Source organism: Hungatella hathewayi WAL-18680 (assembly GCF_000235505.1).
GTDB lineage: Bacteria > Bacillota > Clostridia > Lachnospirales > Lachnospiraceae > Hungatella_A > Hungatella_A hathewayi_A.
On record NZ_JH379029.1, the window covers coordinates 1 to 14,049 of the forward strand.

Sequence of the window (14,049 nt, forward strand, 5' to 3'; positions counted from 1 at the left end):
TAACTGTTATCCCCCAGTATAAGGCAGGTTACCCACGCGTTACTCACCCGTCCGCCGCTAAGTCAAATCTAAATCCATCCGAAAACTTCATTAAAAATGCTTCGCTCGACTTGCATGTGTTAAGCACGCCGCCAGCGTTCATCCTGAGCCAGGATCAAACTCTCATGTTAAATGGTTGTTTAATCCGGGGTCAAAATCAACTAACTAGCTAATTTATTTCCCGTTTTACTTGTTGTTTGGTTCGTATACAATTACATTGTATTCGTTCTGAATTTTCTCATTCAAAGCCATATCAAACGTGGCTTATTTATTAGAATTTTCAGGGTTTTACATACTGTTCAATCTTCAATTATCAAGGTTCACATTGTTCTGACCAGAACTTGTCCAGCCAAACGCAGAAGGAGGGATTTGAACCCTCGCGCCGCTACTAACGACCTACTCCCTTTCCAGGGGAGCCCCTTCAGCCACTTGGGTACTTCTGCTGAATATATCTCTTATTATTAAGTTAATTTCCATGTGTCATCCACTCAACTAGGCTCTATTGATACATCCTCACTCTGTTCGGAGTATCCGCTTTCACACTAGGTTCGACAAAACCTCACCAAGTGTTCAATGCGTCGCCAAGTTTCGGGATGGGCTTTCGTACTAAGCTCGAAAGTACCTCGCTAAGTACTCAATGCCAACGGAGAGGGTGGGATTCGAACCCACGCGCCCTTGCGGACAAACGGTTTTCAAGACCGCCTCGTTATGACCACTTCGATACCTCTCCAAACGTGCTTTTCTATTTTACAGAATATTCCGCATTTTGTCAAGCAGTTTTTTGATTGTTTTTTAAGTCATTTCCGGTCTCAAATCCCTTTATATCACAAGCGGTTTCCAGTGTAGCTTTAAACCGCATTTTTCGTCTGCTTTTTTACAGCAACTCGATTATTCTATCATCTACTTCTCTATCTGTCAACCACATTTTCCAAAAACTTTTAAGAACTTTTGAAACCCTTAAAAATCCATGCCTCAACGCCCTCGAAGCAGCACCTCGGCAATCGCAATATCCTCCGGCGTCGTCACCTTCATATTCTCATAACTCCCGCGAATCAGCTTCACCTTCCGGGCCGTCATACTCTCCACCACCATGGCGTCGTCCGTGATTCCCACCTGGTTCTTCTCATCCTCTAACAGCTTCTCATAAGCCCCGGCAATCAGTTCATAGGAAAATGCCTGCGGCGTCTGAATCATCCACAGCCCCCGTCTGTCCGGCGTCTCCTTGGCGAACTCATTTTCATCCGCGATCTTGATGGTATCCTTCACCGGCATTCCCACCACACAGGCTCCATACTCCCTGGCGCCCGCCATGGCATCCGCGATGATCCTCTCACCCACACAGGGCCTGGCCCCGTCATGAATCAGAACATAATCCGCGCCAAAAGCCGCCTTCAATCCCTCATACACCGAATGATAGCGCTCTTTCCCGCCTTCCACGATATGCGCCACCTTGGAAAATCCAAACCGCTCCACAATCTCCCTGCGGCAGGTCTCGCACTCACCGCTTCCGACAACCAGCACCACTTCGTCCACTCCGCTTTTTTCAAATGCATCCAGCGCATAAAAAATCAGCGGTTTTCCATTGACTTCCATATACTGCTTCTGTATCTTGCTCTCCATCCGCCTGCCCTGGCCTGCTGCCAGCACAACCGCCGTCACTTTCTCCTTCATAACCCCAGACTCCCGTCTTCTACCGTTCTCCCAGCTTCAGGTTCGGCACCGCGTTCAAATCCCATCCGCTTCTGGCTCCATTGATGTACTCATAGTAAGCCGCCACGCCAATCATAGCCGCGTTGTCCGTACAAAATACCGGTGACGGATAATAAAAGGTAATCCCCGCCTTCCCACAGGCTTCCTTCATCCCTTCCCGAAGCGCCGAGTTGGAGGCCACACCGCCGGCAATCGCCAGCTTGTCGTAGCCAAACTCCTTCGCCGCCTCCACCGCATGGTCTACCAGAACGCCAACCACCGCATGTTGGAATGATGCCGCCAAATCCGGTACATGGATTTCCTCGCCCATCATGTTGGCATGGTTGATATGGTTTAACACCGCCGATTTCAACCCACTGAAGCTGAAATCATAGGGCGCTCCTTCCACCTTGGCCCGCGGGAACTTAATCGCGTTCTTATCGCCTTCCCTCGCCGCCTTATCCACCTTCGGTCCGCCGGGATATCCCAGCCCCACAGCTCTCGCCACCTTGTCAAATGCTTCCCCGGCCGCGTCGTCTCTGGTCCGCCCGATGATCTCGAACTCTCCGTAATCCTTCACCACCACCAGATGGGTATGCCCGCCCGACACAATCAGGCAGATAAACGGCGGCTCCAAATCCGGGTGCTCAATAAAGTTTGCGGAAACATGCCCTTCAATATGATGGACTCCCACCAGCGGTTTCTTCGCCGCATAAGCGATAGCCTTGGCCTCCGCCACACCCACCAGCAGCGCTCCCACCAGCCCCGGTCCGTAGGTCACACCGATGGCCGTGATCTCCTCCAGCGTCATGCCGGCCTCGTCGAGGGCCGCCTGAATCACCTGGTTGATCTTCTCAATATGTTTTCTGGATGCAATCTCCGGCACCACCCCGCCATACAGCGTGTGAAGCGCAATCTGCGATGAGATGACATTGGACAACACCTCTCTGCCATTCTTCACCACCGCCGCCGCCGTCTCATCACAGGAGCTCTCGATAGCCAGGATATATACATCTTCTTCCGTTGAATGTTTCTTCATGATATGACCCTCTTTTTTTCAAATTTCGTCCCCGCCATGCACCTCGATTCCGCTGCGCTTCCTACCCGATCATGCGGGGCTCACTGCTAATCTGAATAGTCCATCTCTATGGTTCTGCCATCCTTCGCCGCAATGGCCTGGGGAAATATCTCCCGCACCTTATCCATAAACTCTTCCGGTCTGGTCAGCGACGGGCTGTAATGGGTCAGCCACATGCACTTCGGCTGTGCTTCCTTCGCCAGTCTTGCCGCCTCATAAAAGGTCATATGCTTGTATTCCCTGGCCTTGGCCTCCTTGCCTTCCTCGCCGTACATTCCCTCACAGATAAATAAATCCGCCTCCCTGGCGTACTCCGCAATCACCGGCACCGGCCTGGTATCCGTACAGTAAGTGACTTTCAGCCCACGTCTCGCTGGTCCCAGCACCATATCCGGCGTGTAAACCACACCGTCCATCTCCAGAGTCTCCCCCTTCTGCAGACGGCTCCACGCCTTCATAGGCACACCACGCTCCTTCGCCCGCTCCACATCAAAACGGCCGGCTCTCGGAATGGAAATCGAATACCCATAGCAGACCACATTGTGATTCACCCGAAACGCGTCAATCACATAGGGGCCAATCTTCACCTGCTCCCTGGGCTCCGCCAGCTCGATAAACCGCAGTTCAAAGGGCAGCTCCGGCGCGATGGTCCGCAGATTGCCAACCACCCGCTCCAGACCTCTGGGGCCAATCAGCACCAGGGGTTCCGTCCGCTCCGCATTTCCCATCGTGAGAAGAAGCCCCGGCAGACCGCTGATGTGGTCCGCGTGATAGTGGGTAAAACAGATGACATCGATAGGTTTCGGACTCCAGCCCTTCTCCTTCAAGGCAATCTGGGTCCCCTCTCCACAGTCAATCAGCAGGTTGCTCCCCTCGCATCTCGCCATCATGGCCGTCAGCCAGCGGTAAGGCAGCGGCATCATTCCGCCGGTTCCCAACAAACATATATCTAACATAATGCTCCTCATTTCCAAATATCCGCAGTCATTTTTAACGTCTATATGGAATCATAACACAAAACAGAGCAAATAATCAACCCTACAATAATTCCGTCTGTTCCTCAACATCCACCGGAATCCGGAACCCGGAAATTATCTCGTCATAACATTCCTCACACAAATCCATGTGATGCACCTCGCCGTCCTTCTCCGAAAAGAAATCCCATGCATGGTTTATCGTCAGTACACCTTCTCTGATAATTCCGTCTTTCACTACCAGTTTTTTTCCACAGCAGTTGCATACCACACTCTCCAATTGATTACCGCCTTTGTATCTTCTCATGTTCGTCTCACCTTTCTTATCTTCCTCCATATCCGCATTCTGCTCCCTGCAGAGGACGACAGTCCGCCTGCCCCAAAAAGCAAAAAGGGTTACCCTAATGGATACCCCTACATTATAATCGTTTCCGGCTCAATTTTTAAGTGGTAAATGTTTCAAATGCCGCGGTTCCACATGATGACGGCGTCCTCCACCGGCTCCCTGTAATACCCCCGGCGGACGGCCTCTTTTTGAAAACCGCAGGAAGCATATAGTTTTATGGCGGTTTCGTTGCCGGCACGGACCTCCAGGGTCATGTCTGTCACCCCCTGCATCCTGCCAGAAGAAACCATCTGTTCCATCAACTTCCTGCCAAACCCGCCGCCCCGAAAGTCCGGATGGACCGCAATCCGCTCCACCTCCCCTTCTCCGGCAATCACCCGGAGATTGGCGTAGCCGCAAATCTTTCCATCCTCTTCCAGCACCCAGAACGTGTCAAGCCTGCTGCCTAACCCCTGCAAGAGAAGCGCCTCCGACCAGGCATCCGCAAAGCACAGCTCTTCCAGCTCCCGGACCGCCGGCACATCCCCCTCACACATCAAACGTATCTCCATATCCATCCATTCCGCCGCTTCCTGCTCCCATTCCACGGCTTCTCATCACTCTCACGCAAGTTCCACACTCCGCTTCCCCAGCTTCTCATCACTCTCACGCAAGCTTCACGCTCCGCTTCCACGGCCTCTATCTCCGCCGCTCCTCTTCCCGCTTCCGCTCCGCCTCTTCCCATTCCCGCTCCGCGGCCTCCAATTCCTTCTCCGCCGCTTCCCGCTCCGCCTGGGACTTTCTCAAGTAATCCGGCTTAAATTCCTCCGCCGTAACCACATTTCCCTCCGCCAGGTACTTCGCCCCCAGCGCCGCCACAGCTCCGGCCCGCTGGCGGTTCATATGGGCCGGCGCGAACAGATGGGGTGTCTTCATCATTTCCCCAATCAACGGCCGGTATACCGGGACACCATCCCCCAGGAACACCACCGTCTCCCCTCTCTCATCCAGCTCTCTCACCAGCTCTCCCATATCCATGGCACACTGCGCTTTCACCACTTCCAAATCCTCCTTACAGCGGTAAAGCCCCGTATACACCTGGTTCCTCCTGGCGTCCATAATCGGGCAGATCAGCAAATCCGACCCAAACAGATTGTAAGCCATGGCATCCACCGTGGGCACCTGAACCAGCGGCTTCTTCATGGCAAACCCCAGCCCTTTGGCCGTGGCCGAGCCAATCCGAAGCCCCGTAAAAGAGCCCGGCCCGCCGGACACCGCGATGGCGTCCACACTGTCCAGCTCTATCCCCAGCATGTTCACCACCTCATCAATCATCGGCAGCAGCGTCTGGGAGTGTGTCTTCTTAAAATTCACCGTATATTCCGCCGTCATCACGTCATCCGTGACAACCGCCACGGAAGCCACCAGAGACGAGCTCTCGATTCCTAATATCCTCATATCCGCTCCTCCACAACAATCCTGCGGTAATCAAATCCCTTACTTAAATCCTTCTCAATCCCAATCGAAGTCACCTTCTCCGGCAAAATCTCCTCAATCAGATTCGACCACTCAATCAGGCACACCCCTTCCCCGTAGAAACAGTCCTCATACCCAATCTCGTCCATCTCCTCCACATCGCCAATACGGTACACATCAAAGTGGTACAACGGCAGCCGCCCATCCTCATACTCCTGCAAAATGGTAAACGTAGGACTGTTCACCGGACCTTCAATCCCAAGTCCGCTTGCAAACCCCTGCGTAAACACCGTCTTTCCCACGCCCAAATCCCCATTTAAGCAGTACACGTCTCCGGCCTTCGCCTTCTGCCCCAGTTCTTTTCCAAGGGCAAACGTCTCCTCCGGTCCATTCGTCTCCCACACCATAGCTAGACCCTCTTTCGCTGCGCTTTCGGCAGCACTTCCCGAACCATATTCGTAAATGCTTCCCGCTCCGCTCCCATGGCCTCCGCCGGAAGCAGAAACGCGTGAACCCGGTCCATATAAAAAATCATCAGATTCTTCGTTCCTTCCACCCGCACCACCTGATTCCAGGCCAGCGTCTGCTCCTGGTCCAGCTGGCGCACCGTAAATCCCTCTCTCGTGAACGTCATATAAATTGGCTCCTTCATCACAGCCAGCGACGCCTGCTTCTTCGCCTTCAGCCGCAGCTGCAGCGGCTGATACACCGTAAAGAGCAGCACACAGACAATCAGAAGAATCCGGTAAGGCAGTTCATTTTCATTCCAGGTGGTAATCAGCAGATACAGCGCCGCCAGACTAAACAGCACATTAAAAATCCCCAGAAATCCCCGGTTTGCATGGTGCAGGGAAAAATACCAGAGATTCCTCTCATTCATCTCCGCCTTAAACTCATATCTCTCTTGACTCTCCATCGTCACACTCCTATCATAAACTCAAATCCCAGTACGCCTCTTGTCACCTGACAGCTCGCATCCACGGACTCATCTGCATCTCCAATCAGATTCTGCTTCTACCTTTGCATCTACATCTTCATCGTCAGCGCAATCCGCTTCTTCGCCAAATCTACGCTGATTACCTTCACTTCCACAATATCACCCACACTCACCACTTCCATGGGGTGCTTGATATACCGGTCTGTCATCTGGGAAATGTGAACCAGCCCGTCCTGATGGACTCCGATATCCACAAATGCCCCGAAATCGATGACATTGCGGACCGTACCCTTCAGAATCATGCCCGGCGTCAAATCCTTCATCTCCAGCACATCCGTCCGCAGAATTGGCTTCGGCATCTCATCACGCGGGTCTCTGGCCGGCTTCTCTAGCTCCTTCACGATGTCCCGCAGGGTAATCTCGCCAATCCCCAGTTCTGCCGCCATTTTCTTATAATCCAGCACTTTCTTGCTGATTCCGTGAAGTCCTCCGGCCGCAATCTGGGACGGCTGGTATCCCAGCTTCTCAAGCAGAGTCCCGGCCGCCTCATAGCTCTCCGGATGCACGCTGGTCCCGTCAAGGGGGTTCTTCCCGCCCTGAATCCTCATAAATCCGGCGCACTGCTCATAAGCCTTCGGCCCCAGCTTCGCCACCTTCAAAAGCTGCTTTCTGCTGGCAAATGCCCCGTTTTCCTCCCGGTACGCCACAATATTCTTGGCCAGCGCCTTGTTAATCCCAGACACATACTCCAAAAGCGGCGCTGAAGCCGTATTCAAATCAACGCCTACTTTATTCACACAGTCTTCCACCACGCCCTGAAGCGCCTCGCTCAAATGCTTCTGGTTCATATCGTGCTGGTACTGCCCCACACCGATGGACTTGGGGTCAATCTTCACCAGCTCTGACAGCGGGTCCTGAAGCCGTCTCGCGATGGAAGCCGCGCTCCTCTGTCCCACGTCAAAGTTGGGAAATTCCTCCGTCGCCAGCTTGCTGGCCGAATACACCGACGCACCGGCCTCATTGACAATCACATACTGGACATGCTCCGGAATTTCCTTCAGCAAATCCACAATAATCATCTCCGACTCCCTGGACGCCGTCCCGTTTCCCACGGAAATCAGGGTAATGTGATATTTCTTAATCAGCTTCTTCAACGTGGCCTTGGCTTCCTCCACCTTGTTCTGCGGAGCCGTCGGGTAAATCACCACCGTGTCCAGCACCTTCCCCGTGGCGTCCACCACAGCCAGCTTACAGCCGGTACGGAAAGCCGGGTCCCAGCCAAGCACAACCTGTCCCACAATTGGCGGCTGCATCAGAAGCTGCTCCAAGTTCTTGCCAAACACCTTGATGGCGCCATCCTCCGCCTTCTCCGTCAAATCATTTCGAATCTCACGCTCGATGGCCGGCGCAATCAGACGCTTGTAACTGTCCTCCACCACGTCCCTTAAAATCGGGGATGTATAAGGGTTGTCCCTGGTAACCACCTGTTTTTCCAGATATCGGATAATCTGCTCCTCCGGCGCCAGTATCTTCACCGTCAGCACTTTCTCCGCTTCCCCCCGGTTCAGCGCCAGTATCCGGTGGCCTGCCGTCTTCTTGAGTGTCTCCTCATAATGATAATACATCTCGTAGACCGACTCGCCCTCTTCCTTAGCGGATGACTGAATCGTCCCCTCCGCCATGGTCACTCTTCTGATATAAGTCCGGTACTCCGCCTGGTCCGAAATCCGCTCCGCCAGAATATCCTTCGCCCCGGCGATGGCTTCCTCCGCCGAAGCCACTCCCTTCTCCTGGTCAATGTACTCCTTCGCCGCCTCTTCCACCGGCCCTTTACACAGCTGGAGCGCAATCAAATCCGCCAGCGGCGCCAGCCCCTTCTCCTGGGCAATGGTGGCTCTCGTTCTCCGCTTCGGCCGGTAAGGACGGTATAAATCCTCCACCGCCACCAGCGTCGCGGCCTCCTGGATCTGTCTCTCCAGTTCCGGCGTCAGCTTCTCCTGCTCCCGGATGGAAGAAATCACCTGCTCCTTCTTCTCCTCCAGATTACGCAGATATTTGAGACGCTCATCCAGATTACGCAGCACCTCGTCATCCAGAGAGCCCGTGGCCTCCTTCCGGTATCTGGCAATAAACGGTATCGTATTCCCTTCATCGATTAACTTGACCGCCGCCTCTACCTGGTGGCGTCCAATCTTTAATTCTTCCTGCAGTACTTTTAAAATATCCATATTTTCCGTGTCCTCACAATCGTAATCTAACTCTATCATTATAAAGCTAAAGCCAGCCTACGTCTAGACAGTAATTTGTTTTCGTGCTACAATCATAACCAATAAACACGGAGGATAACGACATGGATAATTACGATAATTACAACAACGATAACCCTAATAACAGTGAACAGAGCCATGATAATAACGGCAATTATAATCCCAATAACCAAACTCCCTACAACGGAGGGAACCAAAACTACAATCAAGGCGGCCCAAACAATGGCTACAATCCAGGTGGCCCCAACAACGGCTACAATCCGGGTGGCCCCAACAACGGCTATAACCCTTACCCGCCGCAGCCGCCATACAAACAGCAGAACAATATGGCATTAGCCGCCATGATCGTCGGCATTTTTTCTCTGCTGTCCTGCTGCTTTTGGCCGCTTCAGATTGCCTTAGGAGTCACCGGAATTGTGCTGGTTATCTTCTCCAAAAGAGGCGGTAAACCGTGGAGTGGCTTTGCCATCGCCGGCCTTGTGATGTCTATTATAGCCCTGCTTATCAGTATTGTTTTCATTGTTTATACGATAATCGGCTATGCCATGCTTAAGGACCCCCAGATGGCTCCTCTCATGGAAGAGATTTACAAGATGTACGAAACAGCACCGATTCAATAACCATAAACGCATGCAAAATGCCACGCAGTCCCCTAAAAGATTGCGTGGCATTCTTATTGTCTCATGGCAGAAGGTCAATCCCTCTCATCAGCATATAATTCTTAAAAATCCAGTTCACCACAACGATTCCAATCCCGATGTACGTAAACATGGCATACCGCTCCACAAAAAGTTTCGGCCTCTTCAACGCCTTCGACAACCCGAAACTCCCCAGCTCCAGTACCACCACCAGCGCCATATAAAGCACAAGCGGATGATACTGAACACTTTTCAGGATATCCCCGTGAAGCAGAAACACCGTGGCCCTCGTCCCACCACAGCCGGGACAGTAATACCCGGTTATCATTTGAAACAGGCAGGGAAATCCCTGCCTGAACATAGATGTTAAAAACTTAACAGTCTCTATCATAGTATCCTAACCCAGTCTCTATTCTAATCCGCCAAATCAAAGGCGTCATGCACCGTTCTCATAGCCCGGTTCACATCCTCTTCCGCCACCAGAACCGTAATCCGAATCTCCGATGTGGCAATCATCTTGATATTCACATTGGCGCTGTAAAGGGCCTCAAACATCTTGGCCGCCACGCCCGGATTACTGCACATACCGGCCCCGATGATGGACAGCTTCGCCACCCCTTCCTCCGAGGCAATATCCTGTGCCGTGGTGACTTCCTGGTTCTTCTCAAGAAGTTCAACGGCATCCTGAAGGTCCTGCTTCGCCACCGTAAAGGAGATATCCTTGGTATCCTCCCGCCCGATGGACTGGATGATGATATCCACGTTAATGTTGTTCTTCGCAAGCAGGTTGAATATCTTAAAAGCAATGCCCGGCACGTTCTTCACTCCCAAAACAGAGATACGCGCCACATTCTTATCCGCCGCCACGCCGCTGACTAACATTCTTTCCACTTTTGTCTCCTCCTTTACGACGGTTCCCTCCGCCCTTGTCATGCTGGAGCGCACCACCATCTTTACTCCGTACTTCTTAGCCATCTCCACCGAGCGGTTATGTAACACCTTGGCCCCCAGGGACGCAAATTCCAGCATCTCGTCGTAAGACACCTCCTGGAGTTTCCTGGCATTGGGCACAATCCTCGGGTCCGCCGTGTAAACACCTTCCACATCCGTATAAATCTCACAAACCTCCGCGTGAAGCACGGCCGCCAGCGCCACTGCCGTGGTGTCCGAGCCGCCTCTTCCAAGCGTCGTCATGTCATCATACTTGTTGATTCCCTGGAACCCGGTGACAATCACAATCTTCCTGGCCTCCAGCTCGTGGCGGATGCGCTCCGTCTCTATCCGTTTCAGCTTGGCATTGCCGTAGGCGGAGGTGGTCACCATGGGAAGCTGGGTGGCATTCAACGATACCGCCGGCACTCCCAGCGCATGAAACGCCATGGCCATCAGGGATACCGATATCTGCTCCCCTGTCACCAGCAGCATATCCATCTCCCGCTTCGGCGGATGGGGATTAATCTCATTTGCCTGGGCAATCAGCTTATCCGTGGTCTTGCCCATGGCGGACAGAACCACAACCACATCATGTCCCTTCTCATAATCCTCCAGACAGCGCTTTGCCACATTCATGATTTTCTCGCTGTCCGCCACCGAACTGCCGCCAAATTTTTTCACAACAAGCATGTTTTTGGTCTCCTCTATCGCTTACTATGCATTCTACGCCGTGTCCGCAGACCCGCGCTTTTAGCTTCTTACAGCTCCGCGCGTATCGTCTGCAGCACCTCCTGGTAAGACTGGTTCAAATCGGCGGCAAGCCCCTCGGCTGCCTGACGGAATTTCGCCTCACCCATACGGTCCGTTACTACTGCATATTCATTTAATCCTTCCAGTGTGATAACTTCTATGTTCCCCAGATGGTTTGCCACCATATCCTTGGACGCCTCATACCGCCCGGATATCCGCACAAAATAGCGGTGGGAGGAACTTTCCATAGGGGCAATGCTCAGTCGCTCACTGCTCCACCCCAGCGGCACATTGGAATCCGGATGGGTCGCGGCCTCCATAATATCCGCCACAACTGCGCTGGCGGTAGGCAGCTTGCCTGCGCCGCTTCCGTAAAACATGGTAGTCCCCACCATATTTCCCTTCACCATAATGCCGTTATATACATCATTCACCGAATAGAGCGGATGGTTTTTGCCAATCATCAAAGGCGCCACCCATGCGTGAACCGTGTCCCCGTCCATCCGGCTGGAGCCGAACAGCTTGACGCTGGTTCCCATTTTCTCCGCGTATTTAAAGTCCGTATCCGTAATCTTCGTGATACCCTCGGTGTAAATATCTTCGTAATTCACTTCCCGGCCGGTAGCCATCGCCGTCAGAATCGCAATCTTCCTGCAGGTGTCATGGCCCTCCACATCCGCCTCCGGGTTCCGCTCCGCATAGCCCAAATCCTGGGCCTCCTTCAGCGCGCCGTTAAACGAAGCCCCCTCTTTATCCATCTTTGTGAGAATAAAGTTGGTGGTACCGTTTAAAATGCCGGTAATCTCTAAAATCTGCTCTCCCATCAGACACCGGTACAATGGACGGATAATGGGAATTCCGCCGCCCACACTGGCCTCAAACATAAAGTTCACCTGCTTCTCCCTTGCAATGGCAAGAAGCTCCGTTCCATATGCCGCCACCAGCGCCTTATTGGAAGTCGCCACATGCTTCCCCGCTTCCAGGCATGCCTTCACAAACGGGTACGCCGGATTCAGTCCCCCCATGGTCTCCACCACGATGGAAATGTCGTCGTCCTCCACAATTCTCGAAAAATCATGTACAATTTTGTCCTCCACCGGAGTCCCCGGGAAGTCTCTCAAGTCCAGGACATACTTAACCGCTATCTCCTGGCCCACCTTCTCAGCAATCAGCTGTCTGTTGGCCTCTAACGCTTCGTAAACACCGGAACCGATGGTTCCAAATCCCATAATCGCTACATTCATCATACTTATCACTCCCTGGCTAAGATTTTTACATAGTGAATCCCCTGCATTTCCTCAATATCCTCCACCATCTTGGAGACATTGCCGGTGTTGGCCTGCACTTCCACACTGAGTGTCAGCGTCGCCACCCCGTTCACCGGAATACTCTGGTGAATCGTCAGGATATTGGCCTTGTAAACCGCCACCACATGCAGTAAATCAGACAGAAGGCCCTGCTCGTCATCCATCTGCGTCACAAAGGTCACTGTCTTCCCCTTCGTATTGTCATAAAACGGGAAAATGTCATCTTTGTACTTATAGAAGGAACTGCGGCTGATGCCCACCTGCTCCGTGGCCTCCTGAACGGTGATAACCCGCTCCGATTCCAGCAGCTTCTTGGCTTCCACCACCTTTAACAGTACTTCCGGCACGGCCTTCTGCTTCACTACAAAATATTTACTCTTATCTTCCATCATCATGCGTCCTCCCCATGCGCCCAGCATGTACGTGTTACATGCACATTTGTGCTCATGAGAAAGATATTAACACATCTAAACCAAGGGTGCAACTATTTTCTCGTTGATTCTGCCTCTATTTCTTTTCTCCATTCAGACTCATCCACTTCAGATAGGCGCTGATAAACGCATCCAGATTCCCATCCAGCACCGCGGACACATTGCCGCTCTCCTCGTTAGTTCTGTGGTCCTTCACCATGGTGTAGGGCTGTAATACATAGGAGCGGATCTGGTTGCCCCATCCAATCTCCGCCACGTCGCCACGGATATCTGATAGATTGGCGGCGTTCTCCTGCTGCTTTAACAGGAACAGTTTGGCCTTCAGCATCTGCATGGCCTTGTCCTTGTTCTGGAACTGGGAGCGCTCATTCTGGCACTGTACCACCACTCCCGTGGGAATGTGGGTGATACGGATGGCCGAGGACGTCTTGTTGATATGCTGTCCGCCGGCGCCGCTGGAACGGTAGGTATCAATCCGCAAATCATCCTGGTTGATATCCACATCCAAATCCTCCTCAATATCCGGCATCACATCGCAGGACACAAAGGATGTCTGGCGTTTTCCCGCCGCGTTAAACGGGGAAATGCGGACCAGCCGGTGTACCCCGTGCTCCGATTTCAGATAGCCGTAGGCATTGACTCCGTTGACCTGAATCGTGACGGACTTGATACCCGCCTCGTCGCCGTCCAGATAATCCAGCACCTCCGTGGTGAATCCCATCTTATCCGCAAACCGGCAGTACATCCGGTACAGCATGCTGCACCAGTCGCAGGACTCCGTCCCGCCTGCCCCCGCATTTAATTTGAGAATGGCATTGCTGCTGTCATACTCCCCGGAAAGCAGGGTGCTGATGCGCAGGTTTTCCAGTTTCTCCTCAAACTCCGTCATCATTTCCTGAATCTCCGGTATCACCTCCGGGTCGTTCTCCTCGTAGCCCATCTCAATCAGGAGACCAATCTCCTCGAACTGGGTCTCCAGTCTCCGATAGCTCTCCACCGTGTCCTTTAAATTCTTTGCTTCCTTCATAATCCTGGTGGAGCGCTCCGGATCATCCCAGAAGCCTGGTTCCTCCATGGATTTGTCAAACTCGTCGATTCGCTTTACCTTGTTATCCAGGTCAAAGTGAATCCCTCACTTCCACTAATGGTTTTTGAAACGTTGATAATGTGTACTTAAACTGGTCAAGCTCTACCACTGTGTCACC

16 protein-coding genes, 2 tRNA genes and 1 rRNA gene are annotated in these 14,049 nt (G+C 52.7%); 1 reads left to right on the top strand and 18 read right to left on the bottom strand.

The features are described from left to right. From HMPREF9473_RS20750 to HMPREF9473_RS20805, 13 genes are all read right to left on the bottom strand, one after another. Nucleotides 1-170: ribosomal RNA gene (locus HMPREF9473_RS20750) — 16S ribosomal RNA — on the bottom strand; the annotation flags it as partial. Between the two features lie 223 nt (nucleotides 171-393). Further along, nucleotides 394-482, bottom strand: a tRNA-Ser gene (locus HMPREF9473_RS20755). Nucleotides 483-683: 201 nt separating this feature from the next. After that, nucleotides 684-769 (bottom strand) — tRNA-Ser (locus tag HMPREF9473_RS20760). A gap of 242 nt (nucleotides 770-1,011) precedes the next feature. Further along, on the bottom strand, nucleotides 1,012-1,710 hold the full coding sequence (gene ispD, locus HMPREF9473_RS20765; RefSeq protein ID WP_006782180.1) for a 2-C-methyl-D-erythritol 4-phosphate cytidylyltransferase: 699 nt from the start codon (nucleotides 1,708-1,710) through the stop codon (nucleotides 1,012-1,014). 19 nt (nucleotides 1,711-1,729) lie between these two features. Beyond that, entirely contained in the window at nucleotides 1,730-2,767 is a 1,038-nt protein-coding gene (tsaD, locus tag HMPREF9473_RS20770) for a tRNA (adenosine(37)-N6)-threonylcarbamoyltransferase complex transferase subunit TsaD (RefSeq protein ID WP_006782181.1), read from the bottom strand. An 86-nt stretch (nucleotides 2,768-2,853) separates the two neighbouring features. Beyond that, entirely contained in the window at nucleotides 2,854-3,762 is a 909-nt protein-coding gene (locus HMPREF9473_RS20775; RefSeq protein WP_006782182.1) for a ribonuclease Z, read from the bottom strand. Between the two features lie 82 nt (nucleotides 3,763-3,844). Further along, nucleotides 3,845-4,117, bottom strand: coding sequence for a hypothetical protein (locus HMPREF9473_RS20780; RefSeq protein ID WP_006782183.1), 273 nt, complete (start codon nucleotides 4,115-4,117; stop codon nucleotides 3,845-3,847). 122 nt (nucleotides 4,118-4,239) lie between these two features. After that, nucleotides 4,240-4,677 carry a ribosomal protein S18-alanine N-acetyltransferase gene (rimI, locus tag HMPREF9473_RS20785; protein WP_034859992.1) on the bottom strand — a complete coding sequence of 146 codons (438 nt, stop codon included), beginning with the start codon at nucleotides 4,675-4,677 and terminating at the stop codon, nucleotides 4,240-4,242. Beyond that, nucleotides 4,662-4,850: a hypothetical protein gene (locus HMPREF9473_RS27030; RefSeq protein ID WP_006782185.1), complete on the bottom strand. Its 189-nt coding sequence runs from the start codon at nucleotides 4,848-4,850 to the stop codon at nucleotides 4,662-4,664. Before HMPREF9473_RS27030 ends, rimI begins: the two co-directional genes overlap by 16 nt. Continuing rightward, on the bottom strand, nucleotides 4,805-5,563 hold the full coding sequence (gene tsaB, locus HMPREF9473_RS20790; RefSeq protein WP_006782186.1) for a tRNA (adenosine(37)-N6)-threonylcarbamoyltransferase complex dimerization subunit type 1 TsaB: 759 nt from the start codon (nucleotides 5,561-5,563) through the stop codon (nucleotides 4,805-4,807). The genes HMPREF9473_RS27030 and tsaB overlap by 46 nt, the downstream gene beginning before the upstream one ends. Then, a complete protein-coding gene (gene tsaE / locus HMPREF9473_RS20795; protein ID WP_006782187.1) occupies nucleotides 5,560-5,988 on the bottom strand; it encodes a tRNA (adenosine(37)-N6)-threonylcarbamoyltransferase complex ATPase subunit type 1 TsaE in 429 nt (142 codons plus the stop codon). The genes tsaB and tsaE overlap by 4 nt, the downstream gene beginning before the upstream one ends. A 2-nt stretch (nucleotides 5,989-5,990) precedes the next feature. Beyond that, nucleotides 5,991-6,497 carry a YcxB family protein gene (locus tag HMPREF9473_RS20800; RefSeq protein ID WP_006782188.1) on the bottom strand — a complete coding sequence of 169 codons (507 nt, stop codon included), beginning with the start codon at nucleotides 6,495-6,497 and terminating at the stop codon, nucleotides 5,991-5,993. A gap of 110 nt (nucleotides 6,498-6,607) precedes the next feature. Next, nucleotides 6,608-8,746 carry a Tex family protein gene (locus tag HMPREF9473_RS20805; RefSeq protein WP_006782189.1) on the bottom strand — a complete coding sequence of 713 codons (2,139 nt, stop codon included), beginning with the start codon at nucleotides 8,744-8,746 and terminating at the stop codon, nucleotides 6,608-6,610. 122 nt (nucleotides 8,747-8,868) lie between these two features. Between HMPREF9473_RS20805 and HMPREF9473_RS26540 the strand changes: the two genes are divergently transcribed. Next, nucleotides 8,869-9,405: a DUF4190 domain-containing protein gene (locus tag HMPREF9473_RS26540; RefSeq protein ID WP_006782190.1), complete on the top strand. Its 537-nt coding sequence runs from the start codon at nucleotides 8,869-8,871 to the stop codon at nucleotides 9,403-9,405. A gap of 61 nt (nucleotides 9,406-9,466) precedes the next feature. Here HMPREF9473_RS26540 and HMPREF9473_RS20815 read toward each other — a convergent pair whose 3' ends face one another. The 5 genes from HMPREF9473_RS20815 to prfB form a co-directional block, all read right to left on the bottom strand. Beyond that, nucleotides 9,467-9,814, bottom strand: a complete 348-nt coding sequence (locus tag HMPREF9473_RS20815) for a DUF2752 domain-containing protein (RefSeq protein ID WP_006782191.1) — start codon at nucleotides 9,812-9,814, stop codon at nucleotides 9,467-9,469. Nucleotides 9,815-9,837: 23 nt separating this feature from the next. Next, the gene (locus HMPREF9473_RS20820; protein ID WP_006782192.1) at nucleotides 9,838-11,046 is read right to left on the bottom strand and encodes an aspartate kinase; all 1,209 of its coding nucleotides are present in this window, start codon (nucleotides 11,044-11,046) and stop codon (nucleotides 9,838-9,840) included. A 68-nt stretch (nucleotides 11,047-11,114) separates the two neighbouring features. Then, entirely contained in the window at nucleotides 11,115-12,353 is a 1,239-nt protein-coding gene (locus tag HMPREF9473_RS20825) for a homoserine dehydrogenase (protein ID WP_006782193.1), read from the bottom strand. A 5-nt stretch (nucleotides 12,354-12,358) separates the two neighbouring features. Then, nucleotides 12,359-12,802 carry an ACT domain-containing protein gene (locus HMPREF9473_RS20830; protein WP_034859995.1) on the bottom strand — a complete coding sequence of 148 codons (444 nt, stop codon included), beginning with the start codon at nucleotides 12,800-12,802 and terminating at the stop codon, nucleotides 12,359-12,361. Nucleotides 12,803-12,920: 118 nt separating this feature from the next. Continuing rightward, nucleotides 12,921-14,040, bottom strand: a protein-coding gene (gene prfB / locus HMPREF9473_RS20835) for a peptide chain release factor 2 (RefSeq protein ID WP_138670196.1) whose coding sequence is annotated in 2 segments (ribosomal slippage) — nucleotides 12,921-13,964 and nucleotides 13,966-14,040 — 1,119 coding nt in all. Because the reading frame shifts where the segments join, the coding sequence is not laid out codon by codon here. Between the last annotated feature and the right edge of the window lie 9 nt (nucleotides 14,041-14,049).